General features: G+C 38.7%; 17 protein-coding genes. 10 read left to right on the forward strand and 7 right to left on the reverse strand.

Translation table 11 applies throughout. The annotated features are described in order from the left end of the window. Nucleotides 1-62: 62 nt before the first annotated feature. Nucleotides 63-830, reverse strand: coding sequence for a TraR/DksA C4-type zinc finger protein (locus tag L1999_RS12745; protein WP_235743881.1), 768 nt, complete (start codon nt 828-830; stop codon nt 63-65). Nucleotides 831-1,465: 635 nt separating this feature from the next. Between L1999_RS12745 and L1999_RS12750 the strand changes: the two genes are divergently transcribed. Further along, nucleotides 1,466-2,107, forward strand: coding sequence for a hypothetical protein (locus tag L1999_RS12750; RefSeq protein WP_235743882.1), 642 nt, complete (start codon nt 1,466-1,468; stop codon nt 2,105-2,107). A gap of 429 nt (nt 2,108-2,536) precedes the next feature. Here the strand turns inward: L1999_RS12750 and L1999_RS12755 are convergent, their stop codons facing one another. Further along, nucleotides 2,537-3,898, reverse strand: coding sequence for an IS1182 family transposase (locus L1999_RS12755; protein ID WP_235739642.1), 1,362 nt, complete (start codon nt 3,896-3,898; stop codon nt 2,537-2,539). Between the two features lie 352 nt (nt 3,899-4,250). Between L1999_RS12755 and purT the strand changes: the two genes are divergently transcribed. After that, nucleotides 4,251-5,420, forward strand: a complete 1,170-nt coding sequence (gene purT, locus L1999_RS12760; RefSeq protein WP_235743883.1) for a formate-dependent phosphoribosylglycinamide formyltransferase — start codon at nt 4,251-4,253, stop codon at nt 5,418-5,420. Nucleotides 5,421-5,608: 188 nt separating this feature from the next. On the opposite strand, the gene L1999_RS12765 is transcribed toward purT, so the two are convergent. Continuing rightward, nucleotides 5,609-6,049: a cell wall hydrolase gene (locus L1999_RS12765; RefSeq protein WP_235743884.1), complete on the reverse strand. Its 441-nt coding sequence runs from the start codon at nt 6,047-6,049 to the stop codon at nt 5,609-5,611. A gap of 142 nt (nt 6,050-6,191) precedes the next feature. Then, nucleotides 6,192-7,034, reverse strand: a complete 843-nt coding sequence (locus L1999_RS12770; protein ID WP_235743885.1) for a manganese catalase — start codon at nt 7,032-7,034, stop codon at nt 6,192-6,194. A gap of 291 nt (nt 7,035-7,325) precedes the next feature. Between L1999_RS12770 and L1999_RS12775 the strand changes: the two genes are divergently transcribed. Further along, entirely contained in the window at nt 7,326-7,889 is a 564-nt protein-coding gene (locus L1999_RS12775; protein WP_235743886.1) for a hypothetical protein, read from the forward strand. A gap of 498 nt (nt 7,890-8,387) precedes the next feature. Here L1999_RS12775 and L1999_RS12780 read toward each other — a convergent pair whose 3' ends face one another. Further along, nucleotides 8,388-9,185, reverse strand: a complete 798-nt coding sequence (locus tag L1999_RS12780) for an HAD family hydrolase (protein ID WP_235743887.1) — start codon at nt 9,183-9,185, stop codon at nt 8,388-8,390. Nucleotides 9,186-9,422: 237 nt separating this feature from the next. Here L1999_RS12780 and L1999_RS12785 point away from each other — a divergent pair, with 237 nt between their 5' ends. After that, the gene (locus L1999_RS12785; RefSeq protein WP_235743888.1) at nt 9,423-10,013 is read left to right on the forward strand and encodes a molybdopterin-dependent oxidoreductase; all 591 of its coding nucleotides are present in this window, start codon (nt 9,423-9,425) and stop codon (nt 10,011-10,013) included. A 231-nt stretch (nt 10,014-10,244) separates the two neighbouring features. On the opposite strand, the gene L1999_RS12790 is transcribed toward L1999_RS12785, so the two are convergent. Then, entirely contained in the window at nt 10,245-12,302 is a 2,058-nt protein-coding gene (locus L1999_RS12790; protein WP_235743889.1) for a helix-turn-helix domain-containing protein, read from the reverse strand. Nucleotides 12,303-12,439: 137 nt separating this feature from the next. Between L1999_RS12790 and L1999_RS12795 the strand changes: the two genes are divergently transcribed. The 5 genes from L1999_RS12795 to L1999_RS12815 all read left to right on the forward strand — a co-directional run bounded on the left by L1999_RS12795 (nt 12,440) and on the right by L1999_RS12815 (nt 19,283). Beyond that, entirely contained in the window at nt 12,440-13,669 is a 1,230-nt protein-coding gene (locus L1999_RS12795) for an MFS transporter (RefSeq protein ID WP_235743890.1), read from the forward strand. 12 nt (nt 13,670-13,681) lie between these two features. Next, the gene (locus L1999_RS12800) at nt 13,682-15,115 is read left to right on the forward strand and encodes a M20 family metallopeptidase (protein ID WP_235743891.1); all 1,434 of its coding nucleotides are present in this window, start codon (nt 13,682-13,684) and stop codon (nt 15,113-15,115) included. Between the two features lie 113 nt (nt 15,116-15,228). After that, complete coding sequence (gene sdaAA / locus L1999_RS12805; protein WP_235743892.1) at nt 15,229-16,788, forward strand: L-serine ammonia-lyase, iron-sulfur-dependent, subunit alpha; 1,560 nt, start codon at nt 15,229-15,231, stop codon at nt 16,786-16,788. Nucleotides 16,789-17,087: 299 nt separating this feature from the next. Beyond that, nucleotides 17,088-18,455: a dipeptidase gene (locus tag L1999_RS12810; protein ID WP_235743893.1), complete on the forward strand. Its 1,368-nt coding sequence runs from the start codon at nt 17,088-17,090 to the stop codon at nt 18,453-18,455. Nucleotides 18,456-18,530: 75 nt separating this feature from the next. Continuing rightward, on the forward strand, nt 18,531-19,283 hold the full coding sequence (locus L1999_RS12815; protein ID WP_235743894.1) for an NADPH-dependent oxidoreductase: 753 nt from the start codon (nt 18,531-18,533) through the stop codon (nt 19,281-19,283). Between the two features lie 176 nt (nt 19,284-19,459). On the opposite strand, the gene L1999_RS12820 is transcribed toward L1999_RS12815, so the two are convergent. After that, nucleotides 19,460-19,888 (reverse strand): ribosomal maturation YjgA family protein, encoded by a 429-nt coding sequence (locus tag L1999_RS12820; protein ID WP_430540016.1) that lies wholly within the window; start codon nt 19,886-19,888, stop codon nt 19,460-19,462. A gap of 263 nt (nt 19,889-20,151) precedes the next feature. On the opposite strand from L1999_RS12820, the gene L1999_RS12825 reads away from it, so the two are divergent. Further along, nucleotides 20,152-22,083 carry a fructose-1,6-bisphosphatase gene (locus L1999_RS12825; protein WP_235743895.1) on the forward strand — a complete coding sequence of 644 codons (1,932 nt, stop codon included), beginning with the start codon at nt 20,152-20,154 and terminating at the stop codon, nt 22,081-22,083. The last annotated feature ends 16 nt before the right edge of the window (nt 22,084-22,099 follow it).

Below are 22,099 nucleotides of genomic sequence, written 5' to 3' on the forward strand. Positions count from 1 at the left end.
CAAAAAAGACTGCCTACAAACCCTTAATTTTTTCGGATTTGTCGACAGTCTGAACAGAGACTTTACTTAGTCTCTGTTTTCTTCTCATCTAATTTATCCTCTAGATAACTATCTTTCCATTTATACGGAATATCTCCAATTTTGGAGTCAATCCCTTCACGATCTAGCAGTTCCTCGTACTCTTTCATCTTTTTGGAAGGCAGAACGGTTTTTTGCTGACCCGTTAGGTCTGTTGCAGCATAAGTTTCGTAATCCTCCGCATAGGAATCTTCATTTTTACCACGGTTATAAAGTTCATTATAGTTCGTATAATCTCCAACGAGGTCAGCAGGAGTTTCCGAGGTTCCAAACTTGGCCACTTCCTGAAAACTATCTTGGGTATCGATTACACCTTCTTTTGGTTCATGCCTGAAGGAATTAATCTTAGGTGGTTCTATAATGTCTTCCTCGACTGGACGATAATCTCCTCCAGATGTTTCAGGGGAGTGATTGACACAATACAAGGTAGAAGGAAGAACTTCGAGCCGCTCGTAAGGAATATCGTTTTCGCAAACCAGGCATTTTCCATAGGTCCCATTTTCAATGGCCTCCAGTGCCGTGTTGATCTTTCTAAGTTCTTCATCCTGGTGTTGCTTTAAGGCAAGATCTCGTTCACGATCAAATAATTCTGTCCCCAGATCAGCAGGGTGATTGTCATAGGTTGATAATTCATCGACTGTTTCCCTCAAGCTTGTATTCAATTGACGATTAACATCTATTTGACCTTCAATGGCCTGTTTATCCTCTTCAAGACTATTTTTTAAATGATCAAGCTGGTTTGTAGATAGCATTATCAGTCACATCCCTTTTGTTAGTTGCTAGTAATCTCTAAACATATACCCTTTTTGTGGTATTAAAAACCTAACCATAGGATGAATAACGGCTGCCGGATTGTTTAGCGTAAGGTTTAGTTTCCGTTTTTATTGAATGAATAAATTTCTGTTTCTTCTATTCAAAAAACGGGTATTTTACTAGAAAGACAAAGTGACAAGGGCTGAAGCGATGGAGATTTATTCAAAGGATGAAAATCCTTTTATCAGAGCGGTTTGTCACGTTGCCAATGCTTATGTCTTAACCAAAGGGACCTCTAACCATTTCGAATGGGAGTAAAAACCAAGAAGGAAATCTTTCTATCTTCAACTCATAAGGAGGAGATCGCTATGTTCAATTTTTTTATTGGGTTCATCCGAGGAATCGCGATGATGGCACCGTTTTGGTTTATGATTTATGTTGGTTTATCAGGGAAAAATGGGAGCGCATAATCAAGATTCTACATGGAGCTTTTAACGAATAATGATGTTTTATCAGTAGGGACATAAAAGATCAGGAGGATATCCTGATTTTTTTTTATGTTTTTTATTATGTTGTCCACACCTTGTTACAAATCCAATCATATTTTATCTAAAAGAGGATGAAGGGAAGAAGAGTGAGATCATTGGGGGAAGAGAAAAGAGTTAGAAGGGAACCTAATGGAGAATTTGATCGGTTTTCGAGTTTAATGTTTGGAGCCAATCGGCGAAGAGAAGGAAACAAAAAGGACGAAGGTGATTTACAAGAAATTCCGAACCGAGCATTTATGTTTGGCGATAATCAACACAGAGAAGGACGTAAAAAGAATGAAAGTAGTTCACAAGAAATTCCGGACCGTAAATTAATGTTTGGAGGCCATCAACACAGAGAAGGACGTAAAAAGAATGAAAGTGGTTCACAAGAAATTCCGGACCGTAAATTAATGTTTGGAGGCCATCAACACAGAGAAGAACGTACAAAGTATGAAAGCAGTTCACAAGAATTTCTGGGCCAAAAAGAGGTACCGCCTTCTAATCGTAAATCCAATCAGTTTGATAATTGGTTTTTTGCCTCCAGGAGAAATGAAGAGGAGGACAGTCCGCCCACTCCTCAAAGTCAACTAGAACAACAAATTGGTAATCTTCTTAATAAAGTGGATGTCGAATTGCTGATGGAAACGGTTGATATGCTGGTCGAAACAACTAAACAATATAAACCATTGCTGAAAGAAATTTCTCCTATGTTTACTAAATTTATAAAAAAGTTCAAATCCAAATAAACGATCGAGCTTCATTGAGGAATGTGGAGGCATATGGAGGATTATTTTTCAAAGGAAAAGGGGGCATCGAGGATGTGCTCTTTTTTGCTTTAAAATAAGCGGAGGTTTTCCGACTAAGAAAATATAAATTGCCCATTTTCATTTTTTTTGAGGCAATAGTCGGAAATTCTCCGTCTATTCAAGCCATTTTCAGAACAAAATCCTAATTAAGAGATATTTCTCCGCTTATTTATCAAACTCGCTTTAAAGGCTAATGAACTTATACATCTTACGGGTGCTCTAGTAAAAAAATTCAAGAAAGGCTTAGAGATATTTGTATCTCTAAGCCTCAGATTGTAGACAAAAGGCATCCGGATGTGCCAATCTGGGTGTCTTTTTGTTGTTTTTTTGCTCGTAAGAGCAAAAGTTAGGCCTATCCTATGCTTATTGCTACGCCATTTCTGGACTTATCCAAGTCCAATTGGCCATCTTTTTTAAATTCATGGCAGCAAAAGTAAGCATCGCTTGCATGGACAATTTTTTTAGGCCTCTTAAGGTTGTCCAACGCATACCATGCTTTTCCTTGGCATCTGCAAAAACACGTTCAATGGTTTCTTTGCGTTTTGCGTAAATGCTTTTATTCTCTTGTGTCGAACGAAGATATTCGGCTTCTTCTATATGGTGTTCCCAGACATGACGCTGAATGAGTTTTTTATGTTCCTTACTCTGCGTGCATTTTGAAAGTAAGGGACATTTTTCACATTCAATCGGATTAGAGAAGTATTGACGGTAGCCTTCCTTCGTCGTAGTTGCATACTTCAATACTTGTCCTTGCGGACAGATATAACAATCGTAGTATTCATCATAAACATATTCATATTTTTTCATGTACCCCTCTTTCGTACGAGGGCGAGTATAAGGTAAAGCAGGTGTCATATCATTTTCAAATATGTATTGGGCAATAGCAGGTGTTTTATATCCAGCATCAGCAGCAACAGCAGAAGGTTTTCCTTGTTTCTCGATTACCTTTTCCAATAGTGGTTCGAAAATGACACTATCATGGACATTCCCAGGAGTTACAATTGCCCCTAATACAAAACCATTTCGATCAGCGGCCGCATGGAATGAGTATGCGAACTGTTTCGTACGCTCGTCTTTTACGTAATAACCACTCTCAGGGTCAGTAGTACTTTTTTTTATTTCCTTAAATTCCTCTTTCTCAAACTTATCTGGTGGAAATGGCTTTTTATCATGTTCTTCACGGTCTTTATTAATCTCTTCTTGTAGTCTTGCTTCGTATGCTTTCGTTTCTTTTCTAACTAATTTCTTCTCGAATTTATGTTTATTTGCACTTGCTTTTACATGGGTTGAATCTATAAATACATGCTCGCTACTAATCAATTTCTTATCAGAGGCTTCCTTCAAAATACGATAGAAGATCTGTTCAAATAAATCTGTATCTTTAAAACGTCGTTCGTAATTTTTACCGAAGGTAGAGAAGTGAGGCACTTTATCATAAAATCCAAAGCCTAAGAACCAACGATAAGCCAAATTTGTTTCGATTTCTTCAATAGTTCTTCGCATAGATCGAATACCGAAGGTGTATTGGATGAATGCCATCTTAATTAATATCACAGGATCAATGCTTGGGCGTCCTCTTTCAGTAGAATACATTTCTTGAACCAGGGGATAGATAAATGAAAAATCAATAGAAGCTTCTAACTTGCGTACTAAATGGTTGGCCGGCACAAGTTGTTCTAAAGCTATCATTTCTAATTGGTCACGATTTATCTGTGTATTCTTACTTAACATCTTATCCACCTCAAAAAAATTATCTATATCCCAATTATACAAAAAAGACTGCCTACAAACCCTTAATTTTTTCGGATTTGTCGACAGTCTGAGGCTTAGAGATATTTGTATCTCTAAGCCTTTTTGAGAATGAAATATACTATGAACTTAAAGTGGTTTGGTTTACTATTTACCATTTTGCACCTCACAAGTAAACTTGTTATGAATAGTTGGTTGCGTTTTTGAATAAAATTACGAATCATTATAATAAAAGTGATAATTAATGTTCGTGTTTTGAATAAAGAAACCACTTGAAGGAAGTGTAAATATAGGTTACGATAATCAAAAGACAAACAATGAGGGGTTGTATGAAATGATTGGTACCCAGACAAAGAAAGTGTTGCTGCTCGGTTCTGGTGAGCTTGGTAAAGAGACGATCATCGAGGCACAGCGATTAGGACTTGAGACCATAGCTGTAGACAGATATGAAAACGCTCCTGCCATGCAGGTGGCCCACCGTTCCTATGTGGTGGATATGCTGGATGGAGAAGAACTTCGCAGAGTGATAGAACAAGAGAAGCCGGATTTCGTGATTCCTGAAATTGAGGCAATTGCAACAAAAACGTTAATCGACCTTGAAAACGAAGGATTCTGGATTGTACCGACTGCTAAAGCAGTGAACTTGACCATGGATCGCGAAGGAATTCGCCGATTGGCAAGTGAAGAACTAGAAATTCCTACAGCAAAATATGCTTTTGCAAACACACTAGAGGAATTAAAGGATGCTGTAAAAGAAATTGGGATTCCCTGTGTGATTAAACCAATCATGAGTTCATCTGGAAAAGGGCAAACCGTTTGCCGTTCAATCGAGGATGTAGAATGGTCTTGGCAAGAGGCTATTTCAGGTGGAAGAGGCAAAAAAACTCGAGTAATTGTAGAGGAATTTATCCATTTTGAATCAGAAATTACCCTGCTAACCGTTCGTTCCACTTCGGGAACAACCTACTGTGCTCCAATCGGACATGTTCAAAAAGATGGTGATTATATTGAATCCTGGCAGCCGCATGACATGTCAATCGAACAAATCACTGAAGCGCAAGATATGGCCAAAAAAATCACCGATGCTCTTGGCGGATACGGCCTGTTTGGAGTGGAATTATTTCTTTCTCCACAAGGTGTTTATTTTAGTGAAGTATCACCACGGCCACATGATACTGGAATGGTGACAATGGTAACCCAGGACCTGTCCGAATTTGCTTTACATATACGAGCGATTTTAGGCTACCCGATTCCTTCCGTTCAGCTAATGAGACCTGGTGCAAGCCATACGATAAAAGCAACGAAGGAGAGCAAGAACTACCAAATAACTGGAGTTTCTGAAAGCTTATCCACTCCTGACACACAGGTTAGGGTGTTTGGAAAACCGGAGACAAAAGTGGGAAGACGGATGGGCGTTGTGTTGAGTAACGGAGAATCAGTCGAAGAGGCAAGGAAGCGTGCCGCATTAGCAGCTTCTAAGATGATAATTACTCATGACGAATAAACATAACTAACAAAAAATCGGGTGGCTGATCGCTCTCTCGGCTATTGGCATTCCTATTTCTATTGGATCAGTCTACGCTTGGAGTGTTTTTAATTTGACATTAAACAAGGGACCACACCAGTATATGTACAAATGGTGTGGTCCCTTCTACATATGGTACCAATTGATGAAACAGAAAATCATGCTTTCTAACCTCTATAAACGGAGTCACATGTTCCAGCTTTTGGTTCATAATAACAATGATTTTTAAATTGACCAGATTGTGGTTGACCGTACCAGGTGGGAGGACATGGAGCATGTGGATTAAAATACCAAAGGGCATATTTCCCTGGGTGTTGTCGCCAATAATCCAAATTTTGTTTGGCTAATCTTCTTTCAGACGTTCTAGCTCTTTGATAAAATACATTTCCTTTTTGAACAGCTTCAAAGGAAAAATTTCCTCCTTGTACTTGGAAAATAACTTGGTTAATCGAACGTAAATCTTTAAAGTCTAAACAATTAGCTACAAGGCGATTTACTATTACATTTCCAACATATAACATCCCTAATTTTCCTTCACCTTCGGCTTCAGCTCTCATCATCCTTGCCATTAAGGCAACGTCCGATGTACGATAGTTTACTCTTGGCATTTTTTCACCTCCAAAATATAAGTATGAAAAAAAACCTAGATAGATGTAGATTATTTATAAAATAAAATTACTTTTCATGCTACGCCCAAAAGAACAAAAAAACAAGATGAACTCGGAAAGAGATCATCTTGTTAAATAACTCTTATTTCGCTGGTAATTTAGTGAGATCTAAGTCGTGATGTAATTTTTCAGAGGGGATACTTGGATTAGGTACTTGTCCTTTGGCGATTGGCTCTTTAATAAACACAAAGTCCCCCGACCCATCGGGTGCACTTCCAGTGGCCCAAAGTCCCTCAGAGGATTCACTGCCTTCGGAGAGATTCCAAAATTCATAGGCCTGGGGTTGAGATTCCTGTTCAGCTACAGCAGGGAAGGAAGCGGGTACGACCACACCGTTTTTCTCTTCAAGCTCTGCAATGGCCGCCATCCATTGGTATTGGTGATAACGGTCACGGGCAAGCATTTTGCGGAAGGTTGCACGGACACCTTCATCGGTTGTCATATGGTACAGACGGGCTACTTGAAGTCTACCCTGGCTTTCAGCATGTAAATTAGAACGCATATCTGCTAATAGATTTCCACTTGCAACAATGTATGCACCGTTCCAAGGTACTCCATTGGCATTAGTTGGCAGCCCGCCAAGACCGCTAACGAGTAAATGCTGAGGATTGATTCCACCCATAATGGCAGCAATAGCAGGGTCTTTTGCAGCTTCAGCCTGATCTTCTGGAGAAGCTCCATCCAGCAATTGACTGATTAGAGAGCACAACATTTCAACATGTCCTATTTCCTCTGTGCCAATATCCATCAACATGTCTTTATACTTTTCTTCACCACGACAATTAAACCCTTGAAATAGATACTGCATCATGACGGTCATTTCTCCAAATTGACCACCAAGTACTTCCTGTACTTGTCGGGCGAGCATTGGATCTGGTCGGTCTACTTTTACCTCAAACTGTAATTGCTTTTGGTGACGAAACATAAAATCCTCCTTTGTTCATTAAAATTCTATACTTTAGTACCCGTCAACTTTTACGATTAATCATTTTATTACATAATGGAAACGGTGAAATTTCCTTTTGTATTATTTCATTAACAAATGATATGTCGTCGCATTTACCTTTTTATGTATAAACGCAATGGTCTTGGTTAGTTTAATATAGTAGGCTTCACCCTACGGCGAATCGTTTAGCAAAAGAATGTATGTTTTAATAGAAGCTGCCTGTTATAGGGATATAGGTGACTTTTCACTGTATAGGCAGGAGGCGTTAGCATGTCAGGGAAACAGTACTGGGATGAAATAAACAGGGCGAGTGAGAAGGTTACATCGTTAATGCATTCTTATTGGCATAAGTATTCAGACTGGGGAAACTGGCAGTTTTGGGTGATACTGCTCTTCTTGCTAGCACCATTGATTGTGCTTTTGATGAAGCTTGACCGAATAAGAACTTTTGAAATTCTTTTCTTTGGCTACACAGTACATATGTTATGGACCTATACAGATCTCTCGCTTATAAGACAAGGTTTTTTAGACCATAACAACTTCCTATTGCCTTTCTTGCCACAAGGCTTGGCAATAACAGCATCCCTTATACCTATTTCATTAATGCTTGTATATCAATATTGCCTCAAACCTGATAAGAATTTTTTTGTATGGGCAGCGGGAATAAGTGCTATATTGGCTTTTGGTTTTGCACCCATGGAGAAGGGGATGGGACTCATTTCCTTAAAAAACGGATTTACCATTGTTCATCTTTTTTTTATCGATTTAATCATTTCAATAGTTGCTTATGGATTGACGAAGTTTTTTATAAAATTTTATACGGCAAGGCAATAAGCTTGGGGAACTCTCCAAGTATTTTTATTTATAACGTTTTTTAACGATCCTGCCAGTTAGCTCACAAGAAAAAGCCACCAATATGGCAGCTGCAAAATGGCAATCAAATTGATAGCTTTTTTTTATACATTTTTATTGGTTGTGTTAGGAAACTTACCTGTATGACTTTGGTTTTGTCCCATAGGGCGGGTCTATTAGACAATAAGGATGACTTTAAGTAGATTTTGTCCTATAGAGCGGGTCTATTAGACAATAAGGATGACTTTAGGTTGATTTTGTCCTATAGGGCGGGTCTATTAGACAATATGGATGAATTTTGGTTTGGTTTTGTCCTATAGGGCGGGTCTAATGGACAATATGGACGACTTTGATTTGGTTTTGTCCTATAGGATGGGTCTATTAGACAATAAGGATGACTTTAGGTTGGTTTTGTCCTATAGGACGGGTCTAAATGAAAAGTACCGGTAATTTTGTCATAGGAATTCATTATAAACAACTCTAAATAGCATATGATTCATATGATTTAAGCAGATAACGTTCGATAAACTCAGCTAATCCATCATTTTCATGGTGTCCTGTAACAAAATTAGCTGCTGCTTTAACCTTTTCGCTAGCGTTCCCCATTGCCACACCTGTACCGGCATGACGAAGCATCTCTATATCATTTGGTCCATCTCCAATAGTGACGATATCCTTTGGGCTAATTCGATATTCGGTAAGCAGGCTTTTTATAGCAGACCATTTGGAAACATTAGGAGCAATCAACTCAAACCCGTCTTCCCAATCGATGACTTCTGCTTCTTCCTTAAACAATGCAGATAATTCAGGACTTGGTGCACCAGTGCGAACACTATATTTAAGAACATCCTGATAATTTGCCAGTCTTAAATCTCCAAAATATCGTGGCGGAATTTGCCCAACTTTTGTCCAATAATCGATTTCTTCATTTGTTTCCTTACAATATAGCCCACTCGCTGTATGGATCATAACATTACAAGGTTTTTCAGCGGTTAGATGGTGGAATCGTTCTTCATTCAGTTGGACGGTTTTCATTTGTATCGCTCTGCCTGTCTCGGCATCGTGAATAGCAGCACCATTCAAACAGATCATGGGAGTGGATAATCTAAGTTCTTTGTGGTAGGGAACGGTTACTTCATAATGTCGTCCTGTAGCTAGAAAAACCTTAATCCCCTGATTTATAAGACTATTTATAGCTTCCCTATTACGATCGGAAATGTTGTTTGAGGCTTTTAACAGTGTACCATCCATATCAATAAATATTGCACGCACATTCATTTATTCTGCCTCCTCATTTGTGGGTAAACCCATCATATCATGTTAATATTAAGCTCGTGTAAACTCTGTGTACAGACAAAATAAAGTTTATTGGAATGCATGGGGACGGTTTTATACTGGAGATGCTACCCTTTTTCATATTTTGAGAGCCCTACCAATTGGGTTCGCTTGCATTATTTGGTATCATACTATATGAAAAACTGTAATTTAAATAAGAGGAAGAAGGGGTGGTGTAGGATGGAAAAACAGCTTCCGCCAGGCCAATTTGAAACAGAAAAATGGCCAATACTTCATAAAGGGGACGTTCCCGAGTTCAATAAAACCACTTGGAATTTCAGACTTTTTGGTGAGGTAAAAGAAGAAAAGATTTTATCCTATAAGGAATTTATGGAGCTTCCGAAGACGATTTCTACCGTTAATATGCATTGTGTAACCACCTGGTCTAAATTTGATACAACCTTTGAAGGAATTGCACTCAGAGAGTTAGTAAAGCTTGTTGATTTAAAGGAAGAGGTAAAATACATCAAAATTAATGGTTACTATAATCGGGAGAGATTTGGATATTCTGCCAACCTGCCGCTCGAGCCTTTATTAGGGGACGATTCTTTGTTTGTTTACCGCTGGAAGGATCAAAATCATGATTGGCAGGATATTGATCCAAAACATGGTTATCCACTAAGGTTTATTCCACCAGAAGTATTTTACCTTTGGAAAGGCACCAAGTGGGTGTCAGGAATTGAGTTTATGACAGAAGATCAAGCAGGATTTTGGGAAGAGTTCGGCTATTCGATGACTGCAAATCCATTTAAAGAAGAGCGGTACCGTTAACACCGATTCAGCTGGGAACTCGAGGTATAAAAATCAAAGGGAATTCGTCATATCTTTATAGAAGTCAAAAAATAGGACGTTAAACCCGTGATAAGCTTAAACCAAGCCTATTTAGGAATACGAATAAGAGAACCCAATTGTGTAATTTAACACACTAAGGTTCTCTTATTATTTTTGTTGTACTTTTTCAACTTTGCTGTTAGGTTATTAAATCTTTTATATTTTTATCCTCTAAATCGAGTTACTCGTCTTTCTTAAATAACATGCAAGCTGCAATTTCAGAATGTCTTCTGTATCCGTCAGAGAAATATCAAGGATTTCTTCAATTTTTTTAAGCCTTTTATATAAAGTATTAACGTGAACGTGTAAAAATTGTGCAGTCTTTCCCGGTGCTCGGTCATGTTCCATATAGACAAGCAGTGTTTGTTCGAGCATTAAGCTTTTATCCTTTTCTGATTGAAGTGGAAGGAAGACCTCATTAATAAATGCGTTTAATTCTTCGTTCGGATGATTAATAAAAAGCCGATTAATTCCAATTTCGTCATAGTTCATGATACCCGTCAGTCTTTTGGAAACCAGGTACGTTATGGCCTTTTCAGCTTCTGTATAACTTTTTTGTATAGATTCAAGCTCTTGATAAGTGGAACCTACCCCGATTTTTAAGTCTCCTTTATATAAGTACTTCCAACTCGTTTGAATTGTTTTAAGATTATTTAATAAATAATTTTTCTCGCTTTGACTTGAAAATTGACAAAGTATCGTGATTTTGTTCCGATATCCGAAAACAATAGGGGTATATGAATGAAAATGTTGTTTGATTAGTGAGATAAGTTTATGAATTTGGATATTGGTCAATTGGATATCCAAGTGAGTTGGAATATTAATCAGTATAACTATATTATTAGTTGTAACATCAATTCCTAGTTCAACAGCTTTTTGTGTTAGTAAATAATTATCTTTACATTCAAGGAAATCATGGAATAAATCATGATTTTTTTGATAAAACGATTCAGTGAGTGTGTGTTTTCTTATCATTTCTAATGCAATGATTGAGCTAGCTTGTTCTAAAATCATTTTATCTAAGGGCAACAGAATACCATCATTCATTTCTACTATGATTAGACCAAAAGGTACATCGATAGCTAGAATGGGATAAATGAATAAAAGCTTTTCCTCTTGTCCTAGAACTTGTATAGAATGAAAAGATGGTTCTTGACAGTAGGTAATGAGTTTCTTTAATTCGTTAGGAAACTCCGATAACCATTCGCCAGGACTTGAAAACACGTGGTCCTCGGAAAAATCAAAGATGATTAATGGCTTTTGGATTAGTTTATTTAATTCGTTTACGATGAATTTCAACCCTTTACTTTGAAGGGATATTTTAATAAAGGTGTCGTGAATTTCATCACGTTGTATCAGTAAATGATTATGTAATTTGAGATCGTTAAATAATTTTGAATTTTTTAGAGCAATGGAAACTTGGTCAGAGAAACTTGTTAGCAATCGCTGGTCCTCTTTTGTTAAAAGGGACGTGTGACCATTCTGATAAACAATTAATACACATAAGGTATTTTCCTCTACCTTTATTGGCACCGAAATAATCGATTGCAATGTTTCAAATTGAAAGGAATTAAGTAGGTGCTGGGTATTTTCAGATGACATCGTTGCTGATTCTCTAAGAATATCATCCATCGAAGTCAATCTAATTGATTGATTGGTCTGAAATGTTTTACCGATGATGCCTTCCCCAATGTTCATTTTCATATTTTTAATTTCTTCACTAGGCCCTCCTGTCCATGCCTTTGGAATTAGTTTTCCTATGTCATCGTCATACATCCAAAGGACCCCCATATCCGCACTAGGAATAACTGATAGAGCATTTTCAAGGATTTTTGTTAGCAGGAAGTCTAAATCTTCTAAAACAGATATATCTCGTATACTCTCTATTAACTTGTTCCGAATATGTTTCTCTCTATCTAACATCAATTGTAAATAATGAAGATCCACAAGTAAGGTAAGGTGTTCCTGATCATAGATTTCCAACCTTTTCGATCTTGGTGTTCTTAGGACAATGGTCGAGTGGCTTGGGTAATAGAAATGGAACTCAGTATATTCCGAATAAGCCAAGACGATTTTTTTTCCCAGAGTCTTTGGAGGAGGGGTCTTATCATGAAATTGATGAGAGGAAACAAGAGAAAAATCCATTCCATTGATACTCTCCCATAACTGATAACTAGGAAGGCGACATTGCTCTGTCAAATAGTGATCGATTTTTATTAGTGTGTTCATAAGGATCCCTCCTATTTAGAGTGTATATAACTACACTAATTTTACCTGAAAGGTGTACAGTTAAACATTGTAGAAATAGTCAGAATTTTTTATATTTAGGATAACATCACATTACTAATTTGATAGGGGGTAGGTATATGGTAACGAGAGTACAGCAAAATTGGAAGTATATTATTATCACCATGCTTTTTCTAGGATGGTCATTAGGGAATTTTGATCGCTTTATTATGAATTATGCGGTTTTAGGTATTTCAAAAGATTTACACTTTAGTGCATCCGAGACAGGAATTGTATTAAGTAGTTTCTTTGCTGGATATGCCATCATGCAGATTCCAGGTGGATGGCTAGCCGATCGATTCGGTTTCCGGAAAATCATTATTACCGCCTTACTGGCATGGTCCATCTTTACCGTCTTAACAGGCTTCGCATGGTCCTTGTTATCGATGATTCTCATCCGCTTTCTGTTTGGAATTGGGGAAGGAAGTTTCTTTCCATCAGCTTCAAAAGGAATAGCCGGTTGGTTTCCAATCAATGAACGGAGTCGCGCTATGTCTATTATGCTCTCTTCGGGAACCATCATGGGGGTTTTGACCCCGATTGTTGGAACGCATCTTATACAAGGCATTGGGTGGAGAAGTATATTTCACTCCGTTGGTGTAATTGGAATTGTAATTACCCTATTGTTTGTATTTCTTCTTAAGGAACAAACAAGGACTAATGTAGACGGAGAGAAAACCTCTAGTAAAAAGAAACAACCGTTAAAAGAAGTATTAAAGACACCGATGATCTGGAATTTGTTTATTGCTTATTTTAGTATTTATGCAGTGAACTGGGGATTAACTTCATGGATGCCAACATACTTAGTGAAGGTAAAAGGGCTCGATTTAACTTCTGTTGGGTACGTATCTGCTATTCCTCCGCTCGCAGGTGTTTTAGCGATGTTTTTAAGTGGATATGTCTTAGATAAATTACCTGAGGGGAAGGACAAGCTTTTGGCAGCAGTTTTTGCGATAATTTCAGCGGGTTCACTCCTTCTAATGGCTTTTGCGCCTAACATTACTATGTTTGTAATCTACCAAAGTATCATTACAGTCTTATTCTCATTTAATATTATTTTGATTACCACTGTCCCTTTGAAGATTCTTCCAGAAGATGTGGTGGGGACGGCAAATGGTTTTATTAATACAGGTGCACAGTTTGCAGGTGTCCTAACACCTATGTTGATTGGGTTTTTAGTGGATGCCTTTAATGGTTCATACAATGCAGCATTTATTATGCTGGTTATGTTTGCTCTTTTATGTGCAGGTTCATTATTTACAATTCGGCCAAAAAAACAAATTGAGTTAACTAGTCAACATGTAGGATAGGAGATGAACAAGTTGAATTTAACAGAAAAAATAGCAAAAATAATTGAGAGTAAACGTTCTCTGTTTACAAATGTAAGTGATCAAATCTGGGAATTTGCAGAAACACGGTTTGAAGAATTTCACTCGGCGGATTTGCTTTGTCAAACATTAACAAATGAAGGATTCTCAGTAACTAGGGGAGTGGCGGGGTTGGAAACCGGCTTTATTGGTTCATTTGGCAAGGGGCACCCAATCATTGCGGTACTTGGTGAATTTGATGCGTTAGCGGGGCTTAGTCAGCAAGCAGGCAGTATAAATTTTAACCCTGTATCGGTGAATGGAAATGGACATGGATGTGGGCATAATCTATTGGGGGTTGGTGCACTTTCCGCAGCAATGGCCATTAAAGAATATATGGATGAGAATCGAATGGAAGGAACTGTAAGATATTATGGGTGTCCAGCAGAAGAAAGCGGCTATGGCAAAACGTTTATGGCAAGGGACGGGCTGTTTAAGGATGTTGATGTGGCTTTCTCTTGGCATCCGGCAACAATGAACGCTGTAATGCATTCAACCTCAAACGCCGTCATTCATGTGGATTTTAAATTTTCAGGCAGAAGTGCCCATGCTGGTGCGGCTCCACACCTGGGCAGAAGTGCCCTCGATGCCGTTGAACTAATGAATGTGGGTGTCAATTATATGAGAGAACATATGGTTGACGAGGCCCGCATCCATTATGCCGTAACCAATACAGGCGGGTTAGCACCGAATGTGGTGCAATCTGAGGCAGAGGTGACCTATTTAATTCGAGCACCCAAGCCCAATCAGGTAAGAGATTTATTTGATCGAGTGGTAGATTGCGCACGTGGTGCAGCACTGATGACACAAACAGCAATGGAGCACAGTATACAGGGATCCTGCCATAATTTAATTCCAAACCTTACACTTGAAAAAGTAATGCATCAGCATATGCAAGAATTAGGTTTTCCAAGTGTAACAGATTCGAGTATCGATTTTGCACACGAGATGTATGCCACTTTGACAGATGAAGAGAAACAAAGTGCTGCAGCCACTGTCGGTAAAGACATGGCAAGAAGGCTCGCTGAACGACCTATTGCCGATTTTGTTGTTCCTTTTTCCGAAAAGGTCAGTTTTATGAGTGGTTCGACGGATGTAGCTGACGTCAGCTGGAATGTTCCCACTGCACAATGTGTCACGTCAACTTGGGCGTTTGGTACCCCGTTTCATACGTGGCAAGTTGTCGCACAAGGCAAAGAAGAGTATGCACACGATGCCATGCTACTCGCAGGAAAAGCGATCGCTTGTACAGCTATTTCTGCACTCAAGAATCCCGAATTAATTGAAAACGCCAAAAGAGAATTAAATGAAACGCTTGATGGTCAAACGTATGAATCACTGATTCCTTCAGGTTTGATGCCTCCGAAATTGATGGTAGCAAGCAAATAATAATTTCGTATAAAAGATGAATTCCATTACTTTTGCCCTTCTACTATAAGGTGGAAGGGCAAAAGTATTTATAAGGAATAATATGAGTGACTACAAGGAAAGGAGTACGTTATATGTCCTTTACTTCTTTAAAAGAATTAATCGAACTGGCAGAAAAGGGGAACACAACCATCGCTCAGATCATGTTAAAAACAGAAGAAGAACAAAAGGGGATTCCTAAGCATCAATTATTGGAGAAAATGTTGGAGCAATTAGGTGTAATGGAGGAAGCGGTACGAAAAGGGACAGAAAGTCCTGTGAAGTCTCGGACCGGTTTGACAGGCGGGGATGGATATCGTATGAAACTCTATGCTCGAAAAGGGATGTCGTATATCGCCCCCAAAACATTAGATACCCTTTCCTACGCGCTGAGCGTGTCTGAAGTCAATGCAGCCATGGGGCGGATTGCTGCAACACCTACAGCAGGTGCAGCTGGCATATTACCGGCTGTTCTTATTCATGCTATCGAAAGTGGAAGATTTAAACGTGATGAGATTGTTCTTTCTATGTTCACAGCTTCTGCACTTGGATTAGTTATTGCGAATAAAGCATCCATTTCTGGAGCCGCTGGCGGATGTCAGGCAGAAGTGGGATCGGCAACAGCGATGGCAGCAGGTACGTTGGTTGAATTAGCAGGGGGAACACCATCCCAAGTCGGAAATGCGGTGGGGATCGCATTAAAGAATTCCCTAGGGCTGGTTTGCGATCCAGTGGCCGGACTAGTAGAAATTCCTTGCATTATCAGAAATGGGCTTCATGCCATCACGGCGCAAGCGGCAGCCGATATGGCGTTAGCAGGCGTCAATAGTGTGATCCCACCCGATGAAGTGATTTATGTGATGCACGAAGTAGGACAACAAATGCCGGAATCATTAAGGGAAACGGGAATAGGAGGTCTGGCAGGAACTCCAACTGGCAAGAAACTAATGGGAAAAGTGTTTAATAAGAAAACAGTAAGTCAGCCGGCAAAATATCAGAGTGCGTATGAAATTATTGGCCCGATTATGGTCGGTCCCTCTAGTTCCCATACCGCCGGCGCCGTTCGCATCGGCAGAATTGCCAATCAGTTATTAAATGAAAAACCTGTTCATGTGAAGTTCCCCTTTATGGGCTCATTTGCGGAAACTTATGAAGGCCATGGGACAGATGTAGCTTTATTAGCAGGGGTACTCGGGTTGGCAACAAGTGATGAAAAAGTACCCCATGCAAAACAGTTGGCAGAGCAAAATGATTTATCTTATGAATTTACCAAAAGAATATTAGGAAGTTATCATCCTAATACGGTTCTCATTGAATTGGAAGGAGAAACTAGAAGGATCAAAATATTGGCAAGTTCATTAGGTGGTGGAAAAGTGGAGGTTCAAGAATTGGATGATTACCCGTTAAAATTCTCGGGTGAGCGGCCGACACTTGTGATCCGTCATATTGACAAAAAAGGATTTCTTGCGGAATTATCGAATATTCTTAATAAGCATGGGTTTAACATCGCCCGTTTGGGACTAGAACGGGCTAAAAAAGGCGGTTCAGCTGTTACCATTTGTGAGGTGGATGAAAGATCCGTTACCACTATCGTTCCAATTTTGAAAAAAGAACTTGCAATCTTAGAAGATATTCTACTCGTGCATTTACCATAATAAGAAAAAGGTCCATTCATTGAGGTTTAAGCTGCCATTGGCAGCTTTTTGTTTTGAATAAAGGATATTTTCGCATAAATTGTTGTTTTTCGTAAAAGTTTATCAGCCCGTGATATTAAATGCTTCGTGGCATCTCCTGTAAGATAAGAACGTTTGCGAAAATTGCCCTGGAACATAGTAGATGGTCCTTAATAAGGTCCAAAAGCAACAAAGCTTAAATTGTTTCAGAGCTAATTGTAGGTATTCTTTCTAATTTTTGTATAAAATAACAATAGTAAATAAAAAGAAAAGGTGAGAACATGAGTCAATTATCCGAGGTATTAGCCGAAAATCATCAACAAAATGTCGAAGAATTAAAAGAATTGCTCAGGATTCCCAGCGTAAGTTCCTTATCTGAGCATAAAGAGGACATCCAAAAAGCAGCTTCATGGATTGCCAATAAATTAGAAAGCATTGGAATGGAATATGTTGAAATCATTCAGACAAAAGGCCATCCGATTATCTATGGAGACTGGCTTCATCAGGAAAATGCGCCAACAGTCTTAGTGTACGGTCATTATGACGTACAGCCAGTTGATCCCGTTCATTTATGGGAAACTCCTCCGTTTGAACCAACGGTCCGTGATGAGAAGATCTATGCGAGAGGGGCAACCGACGACAAAGGGCAGACATTCTTACATATCAAAGCAGTCGAAACGCTATTGAAAGTAGAAGGTAAATTACCTGTAAACGTTAAATTTTGCATCGAAGGAGAAGAAGAAATCGGAAGTCCGCATCTTCCGCCATTTTTATCCGATAATAAAGAAAAATTAGCATGTGATGTGGTGATTATATCTGATTCTGATATGTGGGACAGAGGAGTTCCAGCTATCACCTATTCTTTACGAGGTCTATGTGCCTTGGAATTTTCCCTTAAAACCGCTAATTCTGATTTACATTCGGGTATGTTTGGCGGGGGAGTTCAGAACGCTAACCATCTACTGGTACAGCTTCTTTCTACCCTTCACGATGGAAACGGGAAAGTAAATGTAGAGCACTTCTATGATGATGTCGTCGAACTAACAGATTTTGAAAAGGAACAAATTAAAGCACTGGGCTTCGATGAAGAAAAGCTAAAAAAATCGTTAGGGTTAACCGATTTAACCGGAGGGGAACACAACTTTCCTTATCCTGAAAGAATTAGTTCCCGTCCAACCTTAGAAGTCAACGGCCTATGGGGCGGATTTCAGGGGGAAGGAACCAAAACTGTTATCCCGAATGAGGCACATGCCAAAATCACTTGCCGTTTAGTCCATAATCAAAACCCTGAAAAGATTCAACAATTAATCAAAAAGCATTTGGAAGAACAAGCACCAAACGGATGCACGGTGGAAGTTACCTTACAAGATACGGGTAATCCATTTTTAACGCCGATTGATAGCCCGATGATTCAAAAAGCGGCCGAAGCATATGAAAATGTCTATGGAAAAGCACCAGTTTATAAAAGAGAAGGCGGTTCGATTCCGATTGTATCTGACTTTAACCAATCTCTAAATGTGCCTGTGGTCTTAATGGGATTCGGTTTACCGGATGAAAACCTTCATGCACCAAACGAACACTTTAACTTGGAAAACTTTGATAAAGGGATCCTAACCATTTGTTCCTTTTTCGAGCTTCTTAATAAGTAAAATGGTGCCTGTCACCACCTGCGGTGGTGACAGGCACTTTTATGAGAAAAAATCGGATAGACAAGGAGTGATTACATGAACGAAACGATTCAACTATTAAAAAACCACCGTTCAGTCAGGGAATTCGACACTGAAAAAGAGGTAAGTGAAGCCCAGGTTGAAACGATTATGGAGGCAGCTATGGCTGCGCCTAATTGGATTAATGGTCAGCAAGTAACTGTGATTGAAGTAAGAGAGCCTGACAGAAAAGCAGCATTGTCGAAAGCGGCAGGCAACCAGAGATGGATCGAGGAAGCTCCCGTGTTTCTCGTGTTTTGCATGGATTTTTATCGGGCGAAGCTGGCAGCTGAAAAAAATGGGACTGATTTTAAAATCGTCGAGGATTTAGAAGCGATTTTGGTTGGATCCACTGATGTCGGGATCGCACTCGGAAGCGCGGTAATCGCTGCGGAATCGATGGGACTCGGAATCGTTCCAATCGGAGGATTAAGGAGAAATCCTCAAGTCTTTGTGGATCTTTTGAATCTTCCGGAATATGTTTTTCCGATTTCAGGTCTGGTGGTTGGACATCCACGAAACGTACCTGGTCAAAAACCAAGGCTGCCACTGCAGGCTACCCTTCAGAAAGAACAGTACGATGCTAAGATACAAAAGGAAATCATTGACCAATATGATCAGACCATTTCATCCTATCTGTCCGAACGGACAAACGGACAGGATTCTAGTGACTGGTCAATTAAAATTGCACAGTTTTATGAAAACGGATTTGAACAATACAGAAAAAACTCCAGTCCTACGGTTAGAAATCAAGGATTTCAATACAAGTAGAAAAAGTGGTTGACCGACAGATTGGGTGTACCTATCAATACATTTGGCAAATTTTCTTTGAATTAAACGAAACATCCCATGCTCAGAGTGTTCGATCTCTGAGCTTTTTTATGTGAGTAAACCCAGTTCTAGAAAGGTAAAAAGTTCGCCTAACTTGTCCTCAATAGGCAGGTAACCTACTTGGAAAACCGATGGTTCCGGATCAATAGTAAATCTAAAAATGCCGCAATGAGGATCCCAACGGTATAGCGAACAAGATCTGCTGTTAGGAACCCCTTGCCTAACACCAGAGCACCGAGCCACATACTGCGGATTTGATTGATCCACTCTGCTTGATAAAGTTGCGAGAATTCAATCATAAAGCTAAACAACAAACTGCAAAAGATGCTGATTTGCACGTTCTTTCTGGCCAGCAGGAAGCGAAAGCCAAAATAGACCATCATGGCCCACAGCGCATCGCCGGCATTCTCGGCTAGAAATAAAGGCAGATATGGGCCGTATTTTCGAGAAGCAAGCCCCAAAAAAATCACAACCACTGCAGAAAAGAAATAGGTTTTCCTCAAGTTATGGGAAGTTTTGTTAGTAGATGATCGTTCTCTTGCCAACTGAATCACTCTTTTAAAAAAATTATTTTAACAATCATTATATCAGATAAAATAATACCTCACACTTATCATTATGCATGATAGGTAAAGGCCCATGTGTGCATAGGCCTTATGTACATAACGAAGTTTTCTCTATTAAAATAAATAAAATGATAAAAATATGTAGTAAGAAATTAAATATATTCTATTTTTCCAGTATAATAGGAAGTAAGAATTTAGTAAAAGGAGAATACATAGTCGATTTTGAAAGGGGATACATATTCGTGAATGCAAAATATCTGGATTTATTAGCTCAAAAATATGATAGTGCTGAAAAAGTAGTAACAGAAATTATTAATCTCGAATCCATCCTAAATCTGCCAAAAGGGACTGAACACTTTGTCAGTGATTTACATGGCGAGTACCAAGCCTTCCAGCATGTATTAAGAAATGGTTCTGGTAAGGTAAAAGAGAAAATCAATGACCTGTTTCAATATATCTTATCGGAAAACCAACGGAATGAATTTGCAACCTTAATTTATTACCCTGAAGAAAAACTTCAGCTCATAAAAAATCATTTTTATAATGAATTAGAGTTAAATAAATGGTATACAGAAATTATTGTGCGAATGATTAAGCTTATTTCGTATGCCTCTTCTAAATACACACGCTCTAAGTTACGCAAAGCTTTACCAAATCAGTTTGTCTACATGATTGAAGAGTTGCTTTACAAAAAAAATGATTCCACCAATAAGGATGATTATTATTCGAAAATTGTCCAGCAAATCATTTCTTTAGGACAGGCCGAAAAGCTGATCATAGGTCTTGCTTATACGACACAGAGATTAGTAGTTGACCATCTACATGTAGTGGGGGATATTTATGATCGTGGACCTGAGCCCGATAAAATTATCGAAACGCTGATCGGTTACCATTCGGTCGATATTCAGTGGGGAAACCATGATGTCCTATGGCTGGGGGCTTTTTCAGGGTCAAAGGTATGCCTCGCGAATATTATTCGTATTTGTGCTAGATACGATAATTTGGATATTATTGAGGACGTATATGGAATCAATCTAAGACCATTACTTAATTTAGCGGAAAAGTATTACGAAGATAATCCAGCATTTAGACCGAAAGTCCATTCCGAAAAAAAATTATCTGACTATGAACAACTGCAAATTACAAAAATTCATCAAGCCATCGCCATGATTCAATTCAAGCTGGAAATCCCAATCATCAAGCGGCGCCCGAATTTTAATATGTCAGAAAGGCAATTACTTGAGAAAATTGATTATGAAAAGAACGAAATAACGATCAACGGGAAAACCTACCCGCTAGAAAATAGCTGCTTTGCAACGGTTAATCCAAATCAGCCATATCAATTATTAGATGAAGAACAACAAGTGATCGACAAGTTGCTATTTTCCGTTCAGCATTCTGAAAAGCTGGCTAGACATATGAATTTTCTAATGAAGAAAGGCAGCCTTTATTTGAAATATAACGGTAACTTGTTAATTCATGGTTGTATTCCTTTAGATGATGAAGGAAATATGGAAAAAATGACGATTGAAAATAAAACATATGCAGGCCGTGAATTACTTGATACGTTTGAATATTATTTGCGATATGCTTTTAAACACCCGGAAATGACAGATGACTTGGCAACAGATATGGTATGGTATTTATGGACCGGAGAATACTCATCCCTGTTTGGAAAAAGAGCAATGACCACCTTTGAAAGATACTTTATTAAGGAAAAGGAAACACATAAGGAGAAAAAGAACCCTTATTATTACTTACGAGAAAACGAAGATATTTGTAAAAAGTTACTGGCTGAATTTGATCTCGACCCTGAGCAGGGGCATATTATCAACGGACATACGCCCGTAAAAGAAATTGAGGGAGAAAATCCGATCAAAGCGAATGGAAGAATGATTGTCATCGATGGCGGTTTTTCCAAACCCTATCAATCTGTAACAGGTATTGCAGGATATACACTGCTTTATAATTCCTACGGTATGCAATTAGTTGCCCATAAACAGTTTCATTCCAAAGAAGATGTCTTATGTGACGGCACGGATGTCTTATCAGTAAAAAGAGTAGTCGATAAAGAACTGGTACGAAAAAAGGTTAGAGAAACAAATACAGGTAAAGAACTATTACAGGAGATTTCTATTTTAAATCAACTGAGGGAATATCGATATATGAATTAACGAAAAGGTAATAATA

The organism is Neobacillus drentensis (assembly GCF_021560175.1).
GTDB classification, from domain to species: domain Bacteria; phylum Bacillota; class Bacilli; order Bacillales; family Cytobacillaceae; genus Neobacillus; species Neobacillus drentensis_A.

Bases quoted from the DNA above. Each gene is read 5' to 3' on its own strand.
- L1999_RS12755 (WP_235739642.1), bottom strand. From the start codon at position 3,898: ATGTTAAGTAAGAATACACAGATAAATCGTGACCAATTAGAAATGATA.
- L1999_RS12780 (WP_235743887.1), bottom strand. From the start codon at position 9,185: ATGAATGTGCGTGCAATATTTATTGATATGGATGGTACACTGTTAAAA.
- sdaAA (WP_235743892.1), top strand. From the start codon at position 15,229: ATGTCCTTTACTTCTTTAAAAGAATTAATCGAACTGGCAGAAAAGGGG.
- L1999_RS12775 (WP_235743886.1), top strand. From the start codon at position 7,326: ATGTCAGGGAAACAGTACTGGGATGAAATAAACAGGGCGAGTGAGAAG.
- L1999_RS12745 (WP_235743881.1), bottom strand. From the start codon at position 830: ATGCTATCTACAAACCAGCTTGATCATTTAAAAAATAGTCTTGAAGAG.
- L1999_RS12790 (WP_235743889.1), bottom strand. From the start codon at position 12,302: ATGAACACACTAATAAAAATCGATCACTATTTGACAGAGCAATGTCGC.
- L1999_RS12795 (WP_235743890.1), top strand. From the start codon at position 12,440: ATGGTAACGAGAGTACAGCAAAATTGGAAGTATATTATTATCACCATG.
- L1999_RS12815 (WP_235743894.1), top strand. From the start codon at position 18,531: ATGAACGAAACGATTCAACTATTAAAAAACCACCGTTCAGTCAGGGAA.
- L1999_RS12785 (WP_235743888.1), top strand. From the start codon at position 9,423: ATGGAAAAACAGCTTCCGCCAGGCCAATTTGAAACAGAAAAATGGCCA.
- L1999_RS12765 (WP_235743884.1), bottom strand. From the start codon at position 6,049: ATGCCAAGAGTAAACTATCGTACATCGGACGTTGCCTTAATGGCAAGG.
- L1999_RS12770 (WP_235743885.1), bottom strand. From the start codon at position 7,034: ATGTTTCGTCACCAAAAGCAATTACAGTTTGAGGTAAAAGTAGACCGA.
- L1999_RS12810 (WP_235743893.1), top strand. From the start codon at position 17,088: ATGAGTCAATTATCCGAGGTATTAGCCGAAAATCATCAACAAAATGTC.
- purT (WP_235743883.1), top strand. From the start codon at position 4,251: ATGATTGGTACCCAGACAAAGAAAGTGTTGCTGCTCGGTTCTGGTGAG.